The following is a 17,477-nucleotide window of genomic DNA, read 5'->3' as shown; positions in this document are numbered from 1 at the left end:
AGCGTGACGCAATCATTCATTGCGCACAACTGTTCACCGCCACACGGCCCGTTTTTGACCGAGATTACACGCCCGATGATTGCCCAGCTGTCGCCTTCCACTGCGTTGAACACCGACTACCAGCAGTTTCTCAAAGCCCTTGAAACCGGCGGTTTTCGTGGCGAGATCAGCGCCGATTACGCCAGCCGCGTGGTGCTGGCCACGGACAACTCGATCTACCAGCGCTTGCCGCAAGCGGCGGTATTCCCGCGTGATGCCGACGACGTGGCGCTGCTCGCGCGCCTGATCGCCGAGCCGGCTTACCAGAAAGTCGTGATCACGCCTCGTGGTGGCGGCACCGGCACCAACGGCCAGTCGTTGACCGACGGCATCGTCGTCGACCTGTCGCGGCACATGAACCGCATTCTTGAAATCAACGTTGAACAGCGTTGGGTACGGGTGCAGGCCGGCGTGGTGAAAGACCAGCTAAACGCGGCGCTGAAATCCGCCGGACTGTTTTTCGCTCCGGAACTGTCCACGTCGAACCGCGCCACCGTCGGCGGCATGATTAACACCGACGCCAGCGGCCAGGGCAGCTGCACCTACGGCAAGACCCGCGATCACGTGCTGGAACTGCACATGGTCCTGCGTGGTGGCGAGCGTTTGCACGGCCGCCCGTTGGAAGAAAGCGAACTGGCAGCGGAATGCGCGCGTGAGGGCCGGGCCGGTGAGGTGTATCGCTGCGCGCGGCAGATCATCGATGAGCAGGGCGAGCTGATCCGGGAAACCTTCCCCGATCTCAACCGCTGCCTGACCGGCTACGACCTGGCGCACCTGCGCGAGGCTGACAACCGTTTCAACCTCAACAGCGTGCTGTGCGGCGCTGAAGGTTCGCTGGGGTTTGTGGTCGAGGCCAAGCTCAACGTGTTGCCGATTCCCAGGCACACGATGCTGGTGAACATTCGCTACGCCGGCTTCATGGATGCCTTGCGTGATGCCCGGGCGTTGATGGCGCTCAAGCCGTTGTCGATCGAAACCGTCGACTCCAAAGTGCTGTTGCTGGCGATGCAGGACATCGTCTGGCATGGCGTTGCCGAGTATTTCCCGGAAAGCGCCGAGCGGCCAACGCTGGGGATCAATCTGGTGGAGTTCTGCGGCGACGATCCCGAGGAATTGCAAGGCCGGGTCGAAGCCTTCGTCCAGCATTTGGGCACCGACGCCACGGTCGAGCGCCTGGGCCATACGCTGGCCGTCGGGCATGCGGCGGTGAACCGCGTTTATGGCATGCGCAAACGCGCGGTGGGATTGCTCGGCAACGTCGCCGGTGAAGCGCGGCCGCAGCCGTTTGTCGAAGACACCGCCGTGCCGCCGCAGCATCTGGCCGAGTACATCGCCGAACTGCGCGAGCTGCTCGACAGCCATAAGCTGCAATACGGCATGTTCGGCCACGTCGATGCCGGCGTGCTGCACGTGCGGCCGATTCTCGACATGAAGGATCCGCAACAAGCCGCGCTGGTGCGCCCTGTTTCGGACGGTGTCGCTGCGCTGACCCAGCGTTATGGCGGCCTGTTGTGGGGCGAGCACGGCAAGGGCCTGCGCTCGGAGTACGCACCGGCCTTCTTCGGCGCGTTGTACCCGGCACTGCAAGCGTTGAAGGCGGCGTTCGATCCGTTCAACCAGTTCAACCCCGGCAAGATCGCCACGCCGGATATCCCCGGCGCTGCATTGCTGAAAATCGACGAAGTGACCCTGCGCGGCGAACTGGACCGACAGATCGACGAGAAAGTCTGGCAGGACTACGGTGCGGCGATGCACTGTAACGGCAACGGCGCCTGCTACAACTTCGATCCCGACGATGCCATGTGCCCGTCGTGGAAAGCCACTCGCCAGCGCGCGCAGTCGCCCAAGGGTCGCGCCTCGCTGATTCGTGAATGGCTGCGTTTGCAGGGGGAGGCGGGTGTTGATGTATTGGCCGATGCCAGCCGTCGTCCGCCGTTTTTCAGCACGTTGCTGCAGCGTTGGCGCAACAGCCGTGCGCAGGAAAAGGACTTCTCACATGAGGTGTATGACGCCATGGCCGGGTGCCTGGCGTGCAAGTCCTGCGCAGGGCAGTGCCCGGTGAAAGTCAACGTGCCGGACTTCCGCTCGCGGTTTCTGGAGTTGTACCACACGCGTTATCTGCGGCCGGCGCGGGATTATCTGATCGCTTCGCTGGAGTACACGATTCCGTACATGGCGCGGATTCCGTTGCTCTACAACGGCTTGATGGGCGCCTCGTTCAGCCGTCGCTTGATCGAGCGTGTTGGCGGCATGGTCGATGTGCCGTTGCTCAGCCGTTTCGATTTCCACGCGGCGATGCGTCGCTGGCAGGTTCAGCCGGCGTCGGTCGAGGTGCTTTCGGCGCTGACCCAGGCGCAACGTGAGCGCAGTGTGGTGCTGGTGCAGGATGCGTTCACCCGATACTTCGAGGCGCCATTGCTGGCGGATCTGATCGAGCTGATTTCGCGACTGGGTTATCAGGTTTACCTGGCGCCGTTCAGCGCCAACGGCAAGCCGCTGCATGTGCAGGGTTTCCTTTCGGCGTTCAATCGTGCGGCATTGCGCAATGCCGGACAGCTGCGCGCACTGGCCGAGGTTGGTGTTCCGCTGGTGGGACTCGACCCGGCCATGACCCTGGTCTATCGCCAGGAGTATCTGAAGGTGCCGGAGATGGAGAAATGCCCGGAGGTGGCGCTGGTGCAGGAGTGGTTGCTCAAGGTCATGCCGGAGCAGACCGACCAGCGCCGCGCCGGCACCTTCCGCCTGCTGGCGCACTGCACCGAGAAAACCAACGCCCCGGCCGCCACCCGGCAATGGGAGCAGGTGTTCGAACGTGTCGGCCTGAAGCTGGCGACCCAGGCCACCGGCTGCTGCGGCATGTCCGGCACTTACGGACATGAAGCGCGCAATCGCGAGACGTCGGCGGTGATCTACGAACAATCCTGGGCCAAGCAGATCGAGGCCCCGGCGGAGAAGGGCGAGGCACTGGCCACGGGCTATTCCTGTCGCAGTCAGGTCAAGCGCCAGGCCGATCGACAACTGCGCCATCCGTTGCAGGTCGTGCTGGAAGTCTTGCGTAAAGCGTGATCGCTGTTTGAGAACCGCTAGCGATTGGATCGGTTTTTCATGTTATAAGGTAACGCAAATTGCGCGGCCGCTTTCGGGCGGTCGCATCGATCAACCATTCGATTGCGATACCTCCATGACGATTGCGGTTCCCCGTTCTGCCCCCTCGGCGACTGGCCGGTTGCTGTCCATTGATGCACTGCGTGGCCTGGTGATTCTGTTCATGTTGCTGGACCACGTGCGCGAAACCTTTCTGTTGCATCGTCAGGTCACCGACCCGATGGACATCGCCAGCACCGAGCCGGCGCTGTTCTTCAGCCGCACCCTGGCGCATCTGTGTGCGCCGGTGTTCGTGCTGCTGACCGGGTTGTCAGCATGGCTGTTCGGAGAAAAGTACGACGGCAAGGCTGATGTCAGTGCCTTCCTGTTCAAGCGCGGACTGTTTCTGGTAGCGCTCGAATTCACTCTGGTGAATTTCGCCTGGACGTTTCAGTTGCCACCGACCGTGATCTACCTGCAAGTGATCTGGGCGATCGGCCTGAGCATGATTGCGCTGTCGCTGCTGGTCTGGCTGCCACGCTGGCTGCTGTTGACGCTGAGCCTGGCGATCATCGCCGGACACAACCTGCTCGACGGACTGCATTTCGCAACCGAGCCGGCACTGCACGTGCCATGGGCGATCCTGCATGACCGGGGCTGGATCGAGGCGAGCGAAACCTTGCGTCTGCGCACGTCGTATCCGTTGCTACCGTGGATCGGCGTGATCGGTCTGGGTTATGCGCTGGGGCCGTGGTTCGCCCGCGCAGCCGATGCAGGGTTGCGCCAGCGCCGTTTGCTGATCGGTGGCATGGCCGGGTTGCTGGGGTTCTTGGCTCTGCGGTTGGTCAACGGTTATGGCGAGAAACCGTGGTCGATCAATGACAGCAGCCTGCAGACCCTGATGAGTTTTTTCAACATCACCAAATACCCGCCGTCGCTGTTGTTCATCACCTTGACGGTGAGCGTCGGGCTGCTGCTGTTGCTGGTGTTCGAGCGCGCGCAGGATCGACGCTGGATTCGCTGGCTGACGGTGTTCGGTTCGGCGCCGATGTTTTTCTACCTGCTGCACCTGTATGCCCTGAAGGTGTTGTACCTGATCGGCGTGGCGCTGTTCGGGCTTAATCAGGGCACGTATTTTGGTTTCTCCTCTGTGGCAGCGGTGTGGCTGGCGGCGGTGGTGCTGGCGGTCGCGTTGTTTCCGGCGGTGCGCTGGTTTTCGGCACTGAAGGCCCGACGCCGTGACATCGCCTGGTTGAAGTATTTGTAGAACGGCTCAGCTCGTTTTGCCCTCGCGAGCATTGCGGGCGAAATCGATAAACGCCTTGAGCGGCGCCGGTACGTGGCGTCGGCTCGGGTAGTACAGGTGGAGGCCGGGATAGTACGGGCACCAGTCCGCCAGTACCTGCACCAGCCGTCCGCTCGCCAAATGTTCGCGGGCCATGTCCTCGAATACATAGGCCAGTCCCAAGCCCTGTAATGCGGGGCCGATCATCAGGCTGACATCACCCAGTGTCAGCGGACCGTTGACCTCGATTTCCTGAGCGATGCCGCCACGCTCGAATTCCCAGCGATACAGCGCGCCGCTGGGAAACCGGTGACGGATGCAGGGCAGGGTGCGCAGATCCCCCGGTTTTTGTGGCGCGGCGTGCCGTTCCAGAAACTCCGGCGACGCGACCACTACCGAGCGCAGGGTCGGGCCGATCGGCAGCGACACCATGTCCGCTTGCAGTCGATTGCCGAACCGCACACCAGCATCAAAACCGCTGGCGACGATATCCACTAGCGCATCACTTTCGACCACTTCCAGGCGAATGTCCGGATAGGCCGGCAGGAACGCCCCGGCAATCGGCAGCAGCACCAGTTCGCAGGCCTGGCGCCCGGCAGTGATGCGCAGGTTGCCGGAAGGTTTGTCGCGAAAGTGATTGAGGTCTTCAAGGGCGTCGTCGATATCGCGAAACGCCGGTTTAAGCCGCGCATACAGACGCTCGCCGGCCTCGGTCAGCGCAACGCTGCGGGTGGTGCGATTGAACAGCCTCACACCGAGGCGATTTTCCAGCGCTCGCAATGAATGGCTCAGGGCCGAAGGTGTCAGGCCCAGATCCATCGCCGCACGGCTGAAATTCAGGTGCTGGGCGATGCAGAGAAAGATCGACAGGTCCGCCGTGGACGGGTTTTTCATTTGTGAACACCTTTCACAAAGTCATGCAAATTTGTTGGGATTATCACATCAGTAGCACGGCTTTAAAGTCGACTCAACTCATCAAGAAGGCCCGGCAATCTCGCAGGGTCACCGACAGGAGGAGTTGATATGCGTACCTGGCTGATTACCGGAGCTTCCCGTGGTTTTGGCGCCCTTATCACTGAACAGGCCTTGCGCGCCGGTGACGCGGTGATTGCCACTGCCCGCAACCCGCAGGACATCACCGACCGCCTCGGCGATCACCCGCATTTGCTGGCAGTGCGCCTCGATGTCACCCGCGAAGAAGAAGCCCACCAAGCGGTGGCAGAAGGCATCAAGCGCTTCGGACGCATCGACGTGCTGATCAACAATGCCGGTTTCGGCGTGTTGGGCGCCGTTGAAGAAACCAGCGCCAGCGAAACCGAGCGCCTGTTCGCCACCAACGTGTTCGGCCTGCTCAACGTCACCCGCGCCGTGCTGCCACACATGCGCGCCCAGCGCAGCGGACGGATCATCAACATCTCGTCCATCGGCGGTTATCAGGCTTACATGGGCTGGGGTGTCTACGGCTCGACCAAATTCGCGGTGGAAGGCATCAGCGAAGCGTTGCACCAGGAACTGGCGCCGCTGGGCATTCATGCCACGGTGGTTGAACCGGGTTTCTTCCGCACCGACTTCCTCGACGAGCAATCACTGGTCAAGACTGCGCTTGTATTGCCGGACTACGACGAAACCGTCGGCAAGATGCGCACGTTTGCCAAAGCGGCCAACCATGCGCAACCGGGCGATCCGCTGAAGCTCGCCGAAGCGATGCTGACACTGGTCAACACGCCGAACCCGCCGCAGCGGCTGGCGCTGGGCAGCGACACGATTGCGCGGATCGAGGCGAAGAACCGTTTGGTGGCGCAGGAGTTGGCCGAGTGGAGTGAGCTGGCGCTGTCCACGGATTTCAAGGACTGACACAAAACCTGTGGGAGCGAGCTTGCTCGCGATGGCTGCCTGACATTCAACATCAATGTTGATCGTGAAGGTGTCATCGCGAGCAAGCTCGCTCCCACATGGTTTTTGGGCTATTGGATTATTTGCGATCCAGCCACACCGTCTGCGCATTGCAGAACTCGCGCACGCCGAAGTGCGACAGCTCGCGGCCGAAACCGCTCTTCTTCACGCCGCCGAAGGTCACGCGCGGGTCGCTGGCGGAGTAGCCGTTGATGAACACACCACCGGTTTCCAGTTCACTGGTCAGTTGCTGGGCCAGGGCGACGTTGGCGGTGTAGATCGTTGCAGTCAGACCGAACTCGCTGTCGTTTGCCAGGGCCACGGCGTGGGCGCAGTCACGAGCGGTGATGATCGAGGCCACCGGGCCGAACAGTTCCTGCTTGAACGAAGTCATGCGGTCGGTGACGTCGGCCAGCACGGTCGGCTCGTAATAGTTGCCCGGGCCTTGGGCCTTGCCGCCGCCGAGCAGCAGGGTGGCGCCTTCTTCCAGGGTGGCGCGTACTTGTTGATCGAGTTCGTCACGCAGATCGAAACGGGCCATCGGGCCGATGTAGTTGTCGGCGGACAACGGGTCGCCCATCTTCAACTGGCGGGTGGCTTCGACGAACTTGCGGGTGAACTCTTCAACCACGCCTTCTTCGATGATCAGACGTTTGGCGGCGGCGCAGACTTGCCCGGAGTTCTGGTAACGACCGATGACTGCCGCTTGCACGGCTTCATCAATATCGGCGTCGTTGAGCACGATAAACGGATCGGAACCGCCCAGTTCCAGCACGCACTTCTTCAGCGCGGCACCGGCCTGTGCGCCGATGGCCATGCCGGCGCGAACGCTGCCGGTCAGGGTTACGGCGGCAATGCGCGGGTCAGCAATGGCGGTGGACACGCCTTGCGGAGTGACGTTGAGCACTTCAAACACGCCATCGGCAAAACCGGCGCGGGTGAACGCGTCGCGCAACAGATAGGCGCTGCCCATCACATTCGGCGCATGCTTGAGCACGTAAGTGTTGCCGGCGATCAGCGCCGGAACGGCGCCGCGCAGCACTTGCCAGATCGGGAAATTCCACGGCATCACGGCGAGGATCGGGCCGAGCGGACGGTATTCGATGCGCGCCTTGCCGCCTTCGACCAGAGTCGCTTCGGCGTTGAGCATGGCCGGGCCGTGTTCGGCGTACCACTCGCAGAGCTTGGCGCACTTCTCGATTTCGCCACGGGCCTGGGCGATCGGCTTGCCCATTTCCCGGGTGATCATGGTCGCCATGGCTTCGCTGCTGTCACGCAGAGCGCCGGCCAGAGCGGTCAGGGCACGGGAGCGGTCTTGCAATGGCTTGCGTTTCCACTTGTTGAAGCCGAATGCGGCGCGGGTCAGCGCAGCGTCGAGAGCCTCGGCGGATTCGAAGGCGTAGTGACCGATCTGCTCGCCGGTGGCGGGGTTGATCGAAATGGCGTGGGTCTGGCTGGAAATCGGGCTCATGGCATCGTCCTGCGAGGTCAGTGGATGCGCTCAGAGTAGGGTGGCGTTCAGTTTCTGGAAACTGAATAATAAAGATCGTTTCTTTCACGATTGGAGAATGACTGTGGATCTGGTGCAACTGGAAATTTTCAAGGCCGTTGCCGAGCACGGCAGCATCAGCGCGGCGGCGGCGCAGATTCATCGGGTGCCGTCGAACCTCACGACCCGCATCAAGCAGTTGGAGGAAGACCTGGGCGTCGACCTGTTCATCCGCGAGAAAAGCCGCTTGCGGCTGTCGCCGGCCGGTTGGAGTTTTCTCGAATACGCGCGGCGCATTCTTGATCTGGTTCAGGAAGCGCGGGCCACGGTGGCCGGCGAGGAGCCGCAAGGCGCATTTCCGCTGGGCTCGCTGGAGAGCACGGCGGCGGTACGCATTCCCGGTTTGCTGGCGACCTACAACCAGCAACATCCGAAGGTCGATCTGGACCTGTCGACCGGCCCGTCCGGGACAATGATCGACGGTGTGCTTTCCGGGCGCCTGGCGGCCGCGTTCGTCGACGGCCCGGTCTTGCACCCGGCGCTGGAAGGCATTCCGGCGTTCGAAGAGGAAATGGTCATCATCTCGCCGCTGCATCACGGGCCGATCCAGCGCGCTGCGGACGTGAATGGCGAGAACATCTATGCATTCCGTTCGAACTGCTCCTATCGCCATCACTTCGAAAAATGGTTCAGCACCGACGCTGCGGTACCGGGCAAGATTTTTGAAATGGAGTCTTATCACGGCATGCTCGCCTGCGTCAGTGCGGGCGCCGGTCTGGCTCTGATGCCGCGCAGCATGCTGCAGAGCATGCCCGGTTGCGCGACGGTGAGCGTCTGGCCGCTGGCGGCGGATTTCCGCTATCTGACGACGTGGCTGGTATGGCGGCGGGGTACGGTTTCGCGCAGTCTGAGCATGTTTGTGCGCTTGCTGGAAGAGCGTGGTGTGGTGCGCGCAGAAGAGGTTTGACACGTTGTTCAAAGAGCTCTTCGACAAGGTCGAGGCCTTCTGGCGTCAGGGCGTAACCGGTGTCGAGCTGTACCGCTACGCCACGGATCAGGCCGAGGCGATGGGCTGGAAGTTGAACCTGGACATCAAGGGCCAGCGGGTCAGTGATTTTCCGCATGCAATTTATCGGGGCGGCAATCTGGGGGACTTCGATCAGGCGCCGAATGCCGGTGTGTGGATTCTGGAAATCCAGATTAAGCACCCTGAGCTTCCGTACGGTGCCTTCTTTGAAGACTTGCTCATTTGATTGAATGAGAGTGCCCGGTTCGGTGATTTGCCGAACCGGGCATTTATTATTGGCCGTCGATAATGCGCGGCAGATCGAGTGGATTGGCATCGCGCAACACTGCCGGTAACAACGCATCGGGAAAGCCCTGATACGCCACCGGCCGCAAAAAGCGCTCTATCGAGGTCATGCCGACCGAGGTGAAGCGGCTGTCCGAAGTGGCCGGGAACGGCCCACCGTGTACGGTGGCGAAGGTCACTTCCTGCGGATGGGCGAAAGCGTTGACCACGATGCGTCCGGTGCGGCGTTCGAGAATCGGCAGCAGGCGTCGTGCCAGATCGAGGTCGCGGTCTTCAAGGTGAACGGCTGCGCTCAACTGACCCTTGAACGAACGGGCGACGGCCAGCAACTCTTCCTCATCTCTGACCGTTACCAACAATGCCGCCGGGCCGAACACTTCATGGGCCAGCGCCGGTTCACTGAGCAGGCGATGGCCGTCAACGTCCAGCAGCGCCGAGCGGCCTTCAAACTGGCCGTCCGCCGGCGCGCCGACCGCCACCCGATTTGCCCCCAGGCTTTCCATCGCCATTAATCCTTTGGCGTATGAAGCGTGAATCCCCGGCGTCAGCATCGTACGCGCCGGCGCTTCGCTGACCCGCTTGATCATGGCGCTACGTAGCGCTTGCAGACCTTCGCCTTCGCCTTCGACCGCGATCAGGATCGACGGACACAGGCAGGCCTGCCCGACATTCACCAGCATCCGCTCGATAAAACCATCGCCGATCTCACCGCCTCGTGTCGCCAGCGCTGCGGGCAAGATGAACGTCGGATTGACGCTGGTCATTTCGGTGAACACCGGAATCGGATCTGGCCGTAATTGCGCGCGGCGATAAAGCGCCATGCCGCCAAGCTCCGAACCGGTGAACGTCACCGCTTTAATCAAAGGATGATCGACCAGCGCCTCACCGATGGCATTGCCACCACCGCGCACCATGGAGAAAACCCCTTCGTGCAGGCCATGCATCTGCACCGCCTTGCGGATGGCGCGGGCCTGGATTTCCGAAGCGCCGGGATGGGCGTTGTGGGCCTTGAGTATCACCGTCGCACCGGCCGCCAGCGCCGATGCGGTATCGCCGCCGGCGACCGAATAGGAGATCGGAAAATTGCTCGCACCGAAGATCGCCACCGGGCCGATGGCGACTTTCTGCAGGCGATGATCCATCCGTGGTCGCGGCTGGCGATCAGGTTGCGCCGGGTCGATGGCCAGTTGAAGGAAGCGTCCCTTTCGCACCACCTCGGCGAACTGGCGGAACTGGGTGGCGGCCTTGACGGTTTCGCCTTCCAGTTGTGCCTGGGGCAGACCGGTTTCCAGCGCAGCACGGGCGGCCAGTTCCTCACGGACGGCGTCGAGGTTGTCGGCGATGCTTTCGAGAAACGCCACACGCTCGGCCAGCGGTGTATGGCTGTAGCTGTCGAATGCCGCGTCGGCGAGGGTTGCCGCCTGATCGACTTGCTCTGCACCGCCGAAGGCGAATTCCGGTTCGATCGGCGTATTGGTTGCCGGATTCAGCGCCTTCATCGTGCCTTCGGTAGCAGGCACGTCGGCGGCGCCGATCAGCAGATGGCCGGTCAGACTCATTTCGCGCCACCTTGCGACTGAAGGTTCGCGATCAGTTCGTCTGTGGTGGTGATGACATGGGCGAACGTCGGCCCGTTGAGTTCGTGGGCGGCGTGCATCATTTCCTCTTTGAACGCGGCGGTCGCGTCGCGCACCAGCGTGACGTGGTAGCCGAGCTCGGACGCGTAGCGTGCGGTGGCTTCGATGCAGGTATTGGCCAGCAGGCCGACAATGATGACGTGGGTGATGCCTATTTGTTTGAGGCGAAAATCCAGGTCGGTATTGGCAAATCCACTGGACCCCCAGTGTTCCTGAACCACGATGTCGCCGTCCCTCGGTGCAAAATCCGGGTGCCATTCACCGCCCCATTCGCCGCGCGCAAAGTGGTGCATGTGCATGATCTTGCATTGGGTCGGGCTTGGGTGATCCCAGTTCTCGTAGTCGCCTTTGACCCAGCGGTGATGCGGTACGATGACGACCGGAATCGGCAGGGCCCGCACGGCGCGATCGAGTTTGCGCAGGTTGTCGAGCAGGCCGTTCTGCTCGGCCATCGGTTTGATCAGCGGAAAGATCTTGCCGCCGTCGGAGAGAAAATCGTTGTACGGATCGACCAGCAGGTAGGCGGTTCTGTCGAGCGGATAGAGAGGTTTCGACATGACGGTGTACTCCGGCAATGAGAGTGATCGATGCTCAGGGCTTGTTCCCGCATCGTGTTGATATGATAATCATAGTAACTGTGAAAGAGGCAAGCCCTGATGGCTGTAAACGATAGTCTTCCCGATACGCTGTGCCCGATTTCCCGGGCCGAGGCGATCGTCGGCGACCGCTGGACGGTGCTGGTTTTGCGCGAATTGTTCATGGGCAGCCATCGCTACGACGAGATCCTGGCCCAGACCGGCGCTACGCCGCAGATGGTCGCCGCTCGATTGAAATGCCTTGAGGCAGACGGGCTCGTTGAACGTCGTCTGTATAACGAACGGCCGAAACGCTACGAGTACCACCTCACCGCGAAAGGCGAGGCGTTTTATCCGGTGGTAATTGCGTTACGCGCCTGGGGCGAGACCTGGTGCAAGTCCCCCGAGGAAGGGCTGGCGGTGAACATGATTCACAAAAACTGCAACCACAGCGCAGGCCTCGGGCCGCTGTGCGATCACTGCGGTGAAGTATTGCGCCGTGAGGATTTGATCAGTCAGCCGCAAGAGTCGTACGCCGCCGAACGACAGGCTCGGCGCGAGGCGTTCAAGACGAAATAGACGCTCCCCCACAAAGCAAAAAAGGCCCTCACATCTGAGGGCCTTCATGTGTCAGCGCGGAACGGATGGCTTACAGGCTGTTCACCAGTTTCCCGGAGGTCAGCCGCCGGCGATAAGCACTGTCACGATTTGCCAGCCAGAAATACAGCGGCGACGTCACCAGCAACCCCACCAGCCAGGAAAGGTCTGCGCCATTGATGTGGGCCGACACCGGCCCGACGTACAGTGGCGTGTTCATGAACGGAATCTGCACCACGATGCCGATCGCATACGCCAGCAAGGCTTGCGGGTTGTAACGGCCGTAGATGCCGCCGTCGACCTGGAAAATCGAACCGATGTCGTACTGGCCTTTGTGGATGGCGTAGAAGTCGATCAGGTTGATCGCGGTCCATGGCACCAACACCACCAGCAACACCAGCACCATGTCGACGAAGTGGCCGATGAAGTCTGCCGAGGCGCCGACCGCAGAGAAGCAGCAGGCCAGCAGGACGATGATCGAAATCACTGCGCGGCTCTTGGCGGTCGGGATCCAGCGGTAAGCGAAGGTCTGCACCAGCGTGATCAGCGATAGCACCGCGCCGTACAGGTTGAGGGCGTTGTGGCTGATGACGCTGAGCAGGAACAGCACCAGCATCAACGGGCCGATGGCGCCGGTGGCAAGTTTTACCGCGTCCATGGTGTCCATGCCCACCGGGGTTGCCAGCACGGCGACGGCGCCGAACACGAACGACAGGCTCGAACCCAGCGCCGATCCCAGATAGGTCGTCCAGAAGGTTGCCGCCACCGGCACGTTGGCCGGCAGGTAGCGCGAGTAGTCCGACACATAAGGCGCAAACGCGATCTGCCACAGCGCCGCCAGCGACACGGTGGCGAGCCAGCCGGAAATGTTGAAGCTGCCACGAGTGAGGAAATCATCGGTCTGGATGTGGGTGAGGATGTAGCCGAAGCCGACCACGATGCCGATCCCCAGCACCCAGGTGCCGATGCGGTTGAGCACGTGGATGAAGCGGTAACCGATGATGCCGATGATCCCCGAGCCCAGCGCACCGATGACGATGCCGACCGGCACCGGAACGCTGTCGACCACGCCATGCAGGGACTTGCCGGCGAGCACGATGTTGGAGGCGAAGAAACCGATGTACATGACGCCGGCAATCAACACCACCAGCAGCGCGCCGAGAGAGCCGAACTGTGCACGGCTCTGGATCATCTGCGGAATACCCATCTGTGGGCCTTGCGCCGAGTGCAGCGCCATCAGCACACCGCCGACCAGATGGCCGACCAGAATGGCGACGATGCCCCACACCAGATTCAGGTGAAACAGTTGTACGCCGAGGGCGCCGGTGACGATGGGCAACGGCGCGATATTGCCGCCGAACCAGAGGGTGAACAGATCCCGAACCTTTCCGTGGCGATCTTCGGGTGGCACATAGCCGATCGTGTGTTTTTCAATGAGCGGTGCGGACGTTGTTGCAGAGGTGGCCATGACGAACTCCAAGGCAAGGACGAGTACGTGGACGTACTTCAGTGAGCGCCGGCACGGACGGCGCATTTCTTGTTGGGGTGATCATGGGCAAGGAAAGGGGAGAGATAAATTAGTAGTTTTGTTGCTTCAGGCGCTAAAAAAACGAGGCTCTCCGGTCAGCTGAAAACGCTCTGTCTCGGGCCTTTCAGCGCCATGAACGACAGCGCAGCTGACCTCCATCGGAGCAGCTGTCTGTCGGTGATGCTACGGCGCGGCTGCCGACTCGAATCCCGCAGCCAGACCGCTTTTTTCACAATCGAATCGACGCCAGCATCCGTTGCAGCATCGCATCGCAGGCCTTGAGCTGATCGCGGCTGACGAACTCGTCCGGCTTGTGGCCTTGATCCATGCTGCCGGGGCCGCACACCACCGTGGCAATCCCCACCGCGTCGAACAATCCGCCTTCGGTGCCAAACGCTACGGTGCCGAAATCGTCCGAGCCACAGAACGTGGCGATCAATTGCGCAGCCTGGCTCCGGGCATCTGTGGCCAGCCCCGGATACGCCGACAACTCGCTGAAGCGGATATCGCTCTGCTCGCTGACCGCCCGCATGCGCGGCAGCATTTGCTGTTCGGCGTAGGCCTTGAGTTGCTGCGCGACGACCGCCGGATCCTGCGAGGGCAGGGCGCGGATTTCGAAGTCGAAACGGCAATCGGCGGGGACGATGTTCAATGCTTTGCCCCCGCTGATCACACCGGTTTGCACCGTTGAGTACGGCGGGTCGAAACGCGGGTCGAGGTGTTCCTCCTTGAGCTGTCGACCGATGCGCCCCAGCTCGCCGATCAACTCGGCGGCGCACTCGATGGCATTGACCCCGAGTGGCGCATAGGCCGAGTGGCAGGCATGACCCTGGACATCACAGCGCATCGCCAGTTTGCCCTTGTGTCCGAGCACCGGTTTGAGTTCGGTCGGCTCGCCGATGATGCACAGCAGCGGTTTGACCGGACGCTGCTCCAGCACCTTGAGCAGCGAGCGCACACCAAGGCAGCCGACCTCTTCGTCGTACGACAGAGCAATATGCACCGGCATACGCAAAGGTGCTTCGATCAACGACGGCACCAGCGCGAGCACGCAGGCGATATAGCCCTTCATGTCCGCCGTGCCGCGACCGTAAAGCTTGCCGTCGCGTTCGCTCAGTTCGAACGGTGGCACGGTCCACGGCTGACCATCGGCAGGCACCACATCGGTGTGCCCCGACAGCACGATGCCCGGCTGATCGGCCGGGCCGATCGTGGCGAACAGATTGGCCTTGCTGCGCTCATCGTTGTAGATCAGTTCGCACGGCACATCGAAACTTTCGAGGTAGCTGCGCACGAAGTCGATCAGTTGCAGGTTGGACTCGCGGCTGGTGGTGTCGAACCCCACCAGCGTCTTGAGCAACGCGACGCTGTTGCTCATCGGTCGTCTCCCGCGACTCCATAACCCGGCGCCTTCGCCGGGTCGAGGGCGCGGTCGATATAGTCCTGAAGCTGCGGGCGATAGGCGTCCCAGAGTTTTTGCAATTGCCCGATCGGGTCTTCATCGGCCCAGTCCACCCGCAGGTTGACGATGGGCCAGGTCAACTCGCCGACTACAACCACGGCTGCCGAATGCACCGGGCCCGCTTCGCCGCCCAAGGCCTGGGCGGCGTGCAGGGCCTTGATCAGGCGATCGGCCAATTGGCCTTCGCCTTCTTCGAACGCGCTGACCATGGCTTCGATCACCGAGCGCCCGGCGAGCATGTTGCCCGCCGCCACGCATTGCTCGCCCGACACGGCGTTGTGCACGCCAAGGGTTTGCGCGCCGCTGAAATGCGCGGTCTGGCCGAGGTGGTTGATCGCTGTGATCTGTCGATACTGGCTGTAACCATTGCGGGTCAATACCTTGTCCAGCGCGGCCTCGGGCGCCAGGCCTTGCTCCATCAGGGCGAGGACTTCCGGGCCGAGCGACGGCAAGGTGATGTTCTGGCTCGACACCGCGCCGACCCCCGGCAACAGCCACGGGCAACGGGCGCCGACGGCGATGCTGGAGGAGCTGATGGCGATGCCGAACTGACCGGTTTCGGGGCAACGGGCGGCGATGGAAAATGTCATGTGTGGCCTCCTTTCGCTAAGGTCGAATTACTCGGGAATCACCGCAACCACATCAATTTCCATCAGCCACTGCGGCTGACCCAAAGCCGACACCACCAGCCCGGTGGAGATCGGGAACACGCCTTTGAGCCATTTGCCGACTTCCTGATACACCGGCTCGCGGTAGCGCGGGTCGATCAGGTAAGTGGTGGTCTTGACGATATGGCTCAGGTCGCTGCCGGCCTCTTCGAGCAGTTGCTTGACGTTGCGCATCGCTTGTTCGGTCTGGGCGCGCGGGTCGCCGAGGCCGACCAGTTCGCCGTCGAAATTGGTGCCGACCTGACCGCGGACATACACGGTGTTGCCGGCACGCACGGCCTGACACAGGTCGTTGTCCAGCGTCTGGTTCGGGTAGGTGTCCTTGGTGTTGAACATACGAATGCGGGTGTGGGTTGGCTGACTCATGTGAGGCTCCTGACGAAATCGGACCCGGCGCGACAGGCGCCGGGATTGAAGAGGGGAATCAAGCGTCGACGGTGTCGACAGCGTTGTTGTGCAGCGCGGCTTCGCGTTGTTCGGCATCGCGATAAGCCAGGTATTTGCGTTGGGTGGCGATGTGATCGGCCACGTGCTTGGCGTCGTGCCACACGCCCCAGATGAACGACGACCCGCGTCGCGACTGCCACGGCAAGCCGAGGAAATACACGCCCGGCTCACTGGACACGCCGCGCTGGTGCTGCGGCTTGCCGTTGTCGTCGAACGCCGCGACTTTCAGCCAGGAATAGTCCACGGCAAACCCGGTGGCCCAGATGATCGAGGTGATGCCGGCGGCGGCCAGATCGAGATCGGCCAGCGGGTTTTTCACGCATTCAGGATCCGGATAAGTCTCGCGGGCTTCCGGTTCCAGCGGCAGGTCGAGACCGTTGCGCTCGATGTAGGCATCGGCGGCATCCAGCAGCGCGAGGTAGTTTTCATCGCCACGCTTGAGGTTGTCGCGCAGGTCCTGTTTGAAGGTCACCACGCCGTCGCTGAACGATTCGGTGACGCCGACCAGGGTCATGCCGCGATGGGCCAGACCACGGAAGTCGATGGTACGGCCACCGTGGGCGCCGCTGACGGCGATGGTCACGTGTTCACGGCCGGGTTTCATCGCGGCCTGATCCCACTCGCCGAGCACGCCGAGCCACCAGCAGAAATCGCGGTTGCGGTAGGCGCGAGGAGGGCGGTCGTGGGCGCCGACCGAGAGGTAAACCTGCTTGCCCGAGCGCTGCAACTCATCGGCGATCTGCACGCCCGACGAACCGGCACCGACCACCAGCACCGCGCCGGCCGGCAGTTGTTGCGGGTTGCGATAGTCGGCCGAGTGGATCTGCAGCAGACGTTCATCCTTCGGCGCAATCGCCGGGATCACCGGACGCTGGAACGGGCCGGTGGCGGCGACGACGCGCGCCGCTTCGATCACGCCCTCGGAGGTCTCGACGGTGAAACCCGGACGCCCGACATTGCGCACCACGCTTTTCACATCGACGCCGGTGCGGATCGGCGCGTTGAATTTCCTGGCGTAGGCTTCGAAGTAGTCGGCGACGCGCTCCTTGTGAGCGAAACCGTCCGGATCGACATCATCGAATTCCATCCCCGGGAAGCGGTCGTGCCACGCCGGACCGTTGGCCACCAACGAATCCCAGCGCCCGGTGCGCCAGCGTTCGGCAATGCGGCTGCGCTCCAGCACCAGGTGCGGCACACCGAGTTTGCTCAGGTGTTCACTCATGGCCACACCCGCTTGACCGGCGCCGACAACAAGCGTGTCTGTTTTTATTATTTCAGTGGTCATCTCTGATCCCTTCTCACGAGGCCGTTGGATTCAGGTCGCTGTCGACCTGTTCTCTGTGCTTGGGATCAGACTAGGGAGGGGGTGGTTATCGGTAAAATATTATTAAGCTGGCATGTGAAGATAAAAACGTGATGCAGAGGCCTGAAAGCCCCGTAAATACGGGGCTTTGGCTTGCC

At 62.0% G+C, this 17,477-nt stretch carries 14 protein-coding genes and 1 pseudogene; 6 read left to right on the top strand and 9 right to left on the bottom strand.

All coding sequences use genetic code 11. The features are described from left to right. Positions 1-75: 75 nt before the first annotated feature. Together CAF73_RS20220 and CAF73_RS20215 are read left to right on the top strand one after the other, a co-directional pair. Complete coding sequence (locus CAF73_RS20220; protein ID WP_085703608.1) at positions 76-3,105, top strand: FAD-binding and (Fe-S)-binding domain-containing protein; 3,030 nt, start codon at positions 76-78, stop codon at positions 3,103-3,105. 115 nt (positions 3,106-3,220) lie between these two features. Further along, entirely contained in the window at positions 3,221-4,390 is a 1,170-nt protein-coding gene (locus tag CAF73_RS20215) for a DUF1624 domain-containing protein (RefSeq protein WP_085703607.1), read from the top strand. Between the two features lie 6 nt (positions 4,391-4,396). Here the strand turns inward: CAF73_RS20215 and CAF73_RS20210 are convergent, their stop codons facing one another. After that, the gene (locus tag CAF73_RS20210) at positions 4,397-5,302 is read right to left on the bottom strand and encodes a LysR family transcriptional regulator (RefSeq protein WP_085703606.1); all 906 of its coding nucleotides are present in this window, start codon (positions 5,300-5,302) and stop codon (positions 4,397-4,399) included. A 129-nt stretch (positions 5,303-5,431) separates the two neighbouring features. Between CAF73_RS20210 and CAF73_RS20205 the strand changes: the two genes are divergently transcribed. After that, positions 5,432-6,262: an oxidoreductase gene (locus tag CAF73_RS20205; RefSeq protein WP_085703605.1), complete on the top strand. Its 831-nt coding sequence runs from the start codon at positions 5,432-5,434 to the stop codon at positions 6,260-6,262. Positions 6,263-6,380: 118 nt separating this feature from the next. Here the strand turns inward: CAF73_RS20205 and CAF73_RS20200 are convergent, their stop codons facing one another. Beyond that, positions 6,381-7,772: an aldehyde dehydrogenase family protein gene (locus tag CAF73_RS20200; RefSeq protein WP_085698278.1), complete on the bottom strand. Its 1,392-nt coding sequence runs from the start codon at positions 7,770-7,772 to the stop codon at positions 6,381-6,383. A 103-nt stretch (positions 7,773-7,875) separates the two neighbouring features. Between CAF73_RS20200 and CAF73_RS20195 the strand changes: the two genes are divergently transcribed. Together CAF73_RS20195 and CAF73_RS20190 are read left to right on the top strand one after the other, a co-directional pair. After that, positions 7,876-8,757, top strand: a complete 882-nt coding sequence (locus CAF73_RS20195; protein WP_065259876.1) for a LysR family transcriptional regulator — start codon at positions 7,876-7,878, stop codon at positions 8,755-8,757. A gap of 10 nt (positions 8,758-8,767) precedes the next feature. Continuing rightward, positions 8,768-9,043 (top strand): annotated as a pseudogene (locus CAF73_RS20190) ((Fe-S)-binding protein); the annotation flags it as partial. 46 nt (positions 9,044-9,089) lie between these two features. Here the strand turns inward: CAF73_RS20190 and CAF73_RS20185 are convergent. Together CAF73_RS20185 and CAF73_RS20180 are read right to left on the bottom strand one after the other, a co-directional pair. Further along, complete coding sequence (locus CAF73_RS20185) at positions 9,090-10,661, bottom strand: aldehyde dehydrogenase (NADP(+)) (RefSeq protein ID WP_085703604.1); 1,572 nt, start codon at positions 10,659-10,661, stop codon at positions 9,090-9,092. Beyond that, entirely contained in the window at positions 10,658-11,296 is a 639-nt protein-coding gene (locus CAF73_RS20180; protein ID WP_085703603.1) for an isochorismatase family cysteine hydrolase, read from the bottom strand. The genes CAF73_RS20185 and CAF73_RS20180 overlap by 4 nt, the downstream gene beginning before the upstream one ends. 99 nt (positions 11,297-11,395) lie before the next feature. Between CAF73_RS20180 and CAF73_RS20175 the strand changes: the two genes are divergently transcribed. Beyond that, positions 11,396-11,893 carry a helix-turn-helix domain-containing protein gene (locus CAF73_RS20175; protein ID WP_085698281.1) on the top strand — a complete coding sequence of 166 codons (498 nt, stop codon included), beginning with the start codon at positions 11,396-11,398 and terminating at the stop codon, positions 11,891-11,893. Between the two features lie 70 nt (positions 11,894-11,963). Here CAF73_RS20175 and CAF73_RS20170 read toward each other — a convergent pair whose 3' ends face one another. The 5 genes from CAF73_RS20170 to CAF73_RS20150 all read right to left on the bottom strand — a co-directional run bounded on the left by CAF73_RS20170 (position 11,964) and on the right by CAF73_RS20150 (position 17,301). Continuing rightward, entirely contained in the window at positions 11,964-13,379 is a 1,416-nt protein-coding gene (locus CAF73_RS20170; protein ID WP_085703602.1) for a cytosine permease, read from the bottom strand. 289 nt (positions 13,380-13,668) lie between these two features. Next, the gene (gene argE / locus CAF73_RS20165; protein ID WP_085703601.1) at positions 13,669-14,817 is read right to left on the bottom strand and encodes an acetylornithine deacetylase; all 1,149 of its coding nucleotides are present in this window, start codon (positions 14,815-14,817) and stop codon (positions 13,669-13,671) included. After that, on the bottom strand, positions 14,814-15,491 hold the full coding sequence (locus CAF73_RS20160; protein WP_039766940.1) for a DUF1028 domain-containing protein: 678 nt from the start codon (positions 15,489-15,491) through the stop codon (positions 14,814-14,816). Before CAF73_RS20160 ends, argE begins: the two co-directional genes overlap by 4 nt. A 27-nt stretch (positions 15,492-15,518) precedes the next feature. Beyond that, positions 15,519-15,935, bottom strand: a complete 417-nt coding sequence (locus tag CAF73_RS20155) for a RidA family protein (protein ID WP_007950460.1) — start codon at positions 15,933-15,935, stop codon at positions 15,519-15,521. Positions 15,936-15,993: 58 nt separating this feature from the next. Continuing rightward, positions 15,994-17,301 carry an NAD(P)/FAD-dependent oxidoreductase gene (locus CAF73_RS20150; protein WP_085698285.1) on the bottom strand — a complete coding sequence of 436 codons (1,308 nt, stop codon included), beginning with the start codon at positions 17,299-17,301 and terminating at the stop codon, positions 15,994-15,996. Between the last annotated feature and the right edge of the window lie 176 nt (positions 17,302-17,477).

Origin of the sequence: Pseudomonas sp. B15(2017) (assembly GCF_002113215.1) — a bacterium.
Classification (GTDB): Bacteria; Pseudomonadota; Gammaproteobacteria; order Pseudomonadales; family Pseudomonadaceae; genus Aquipseudomonas.
The sequence above is the reverse complement of the archived record's forward strand: the minus strand, read 5'-3'. Positions and strand labels throughout refer to the sequence as shown.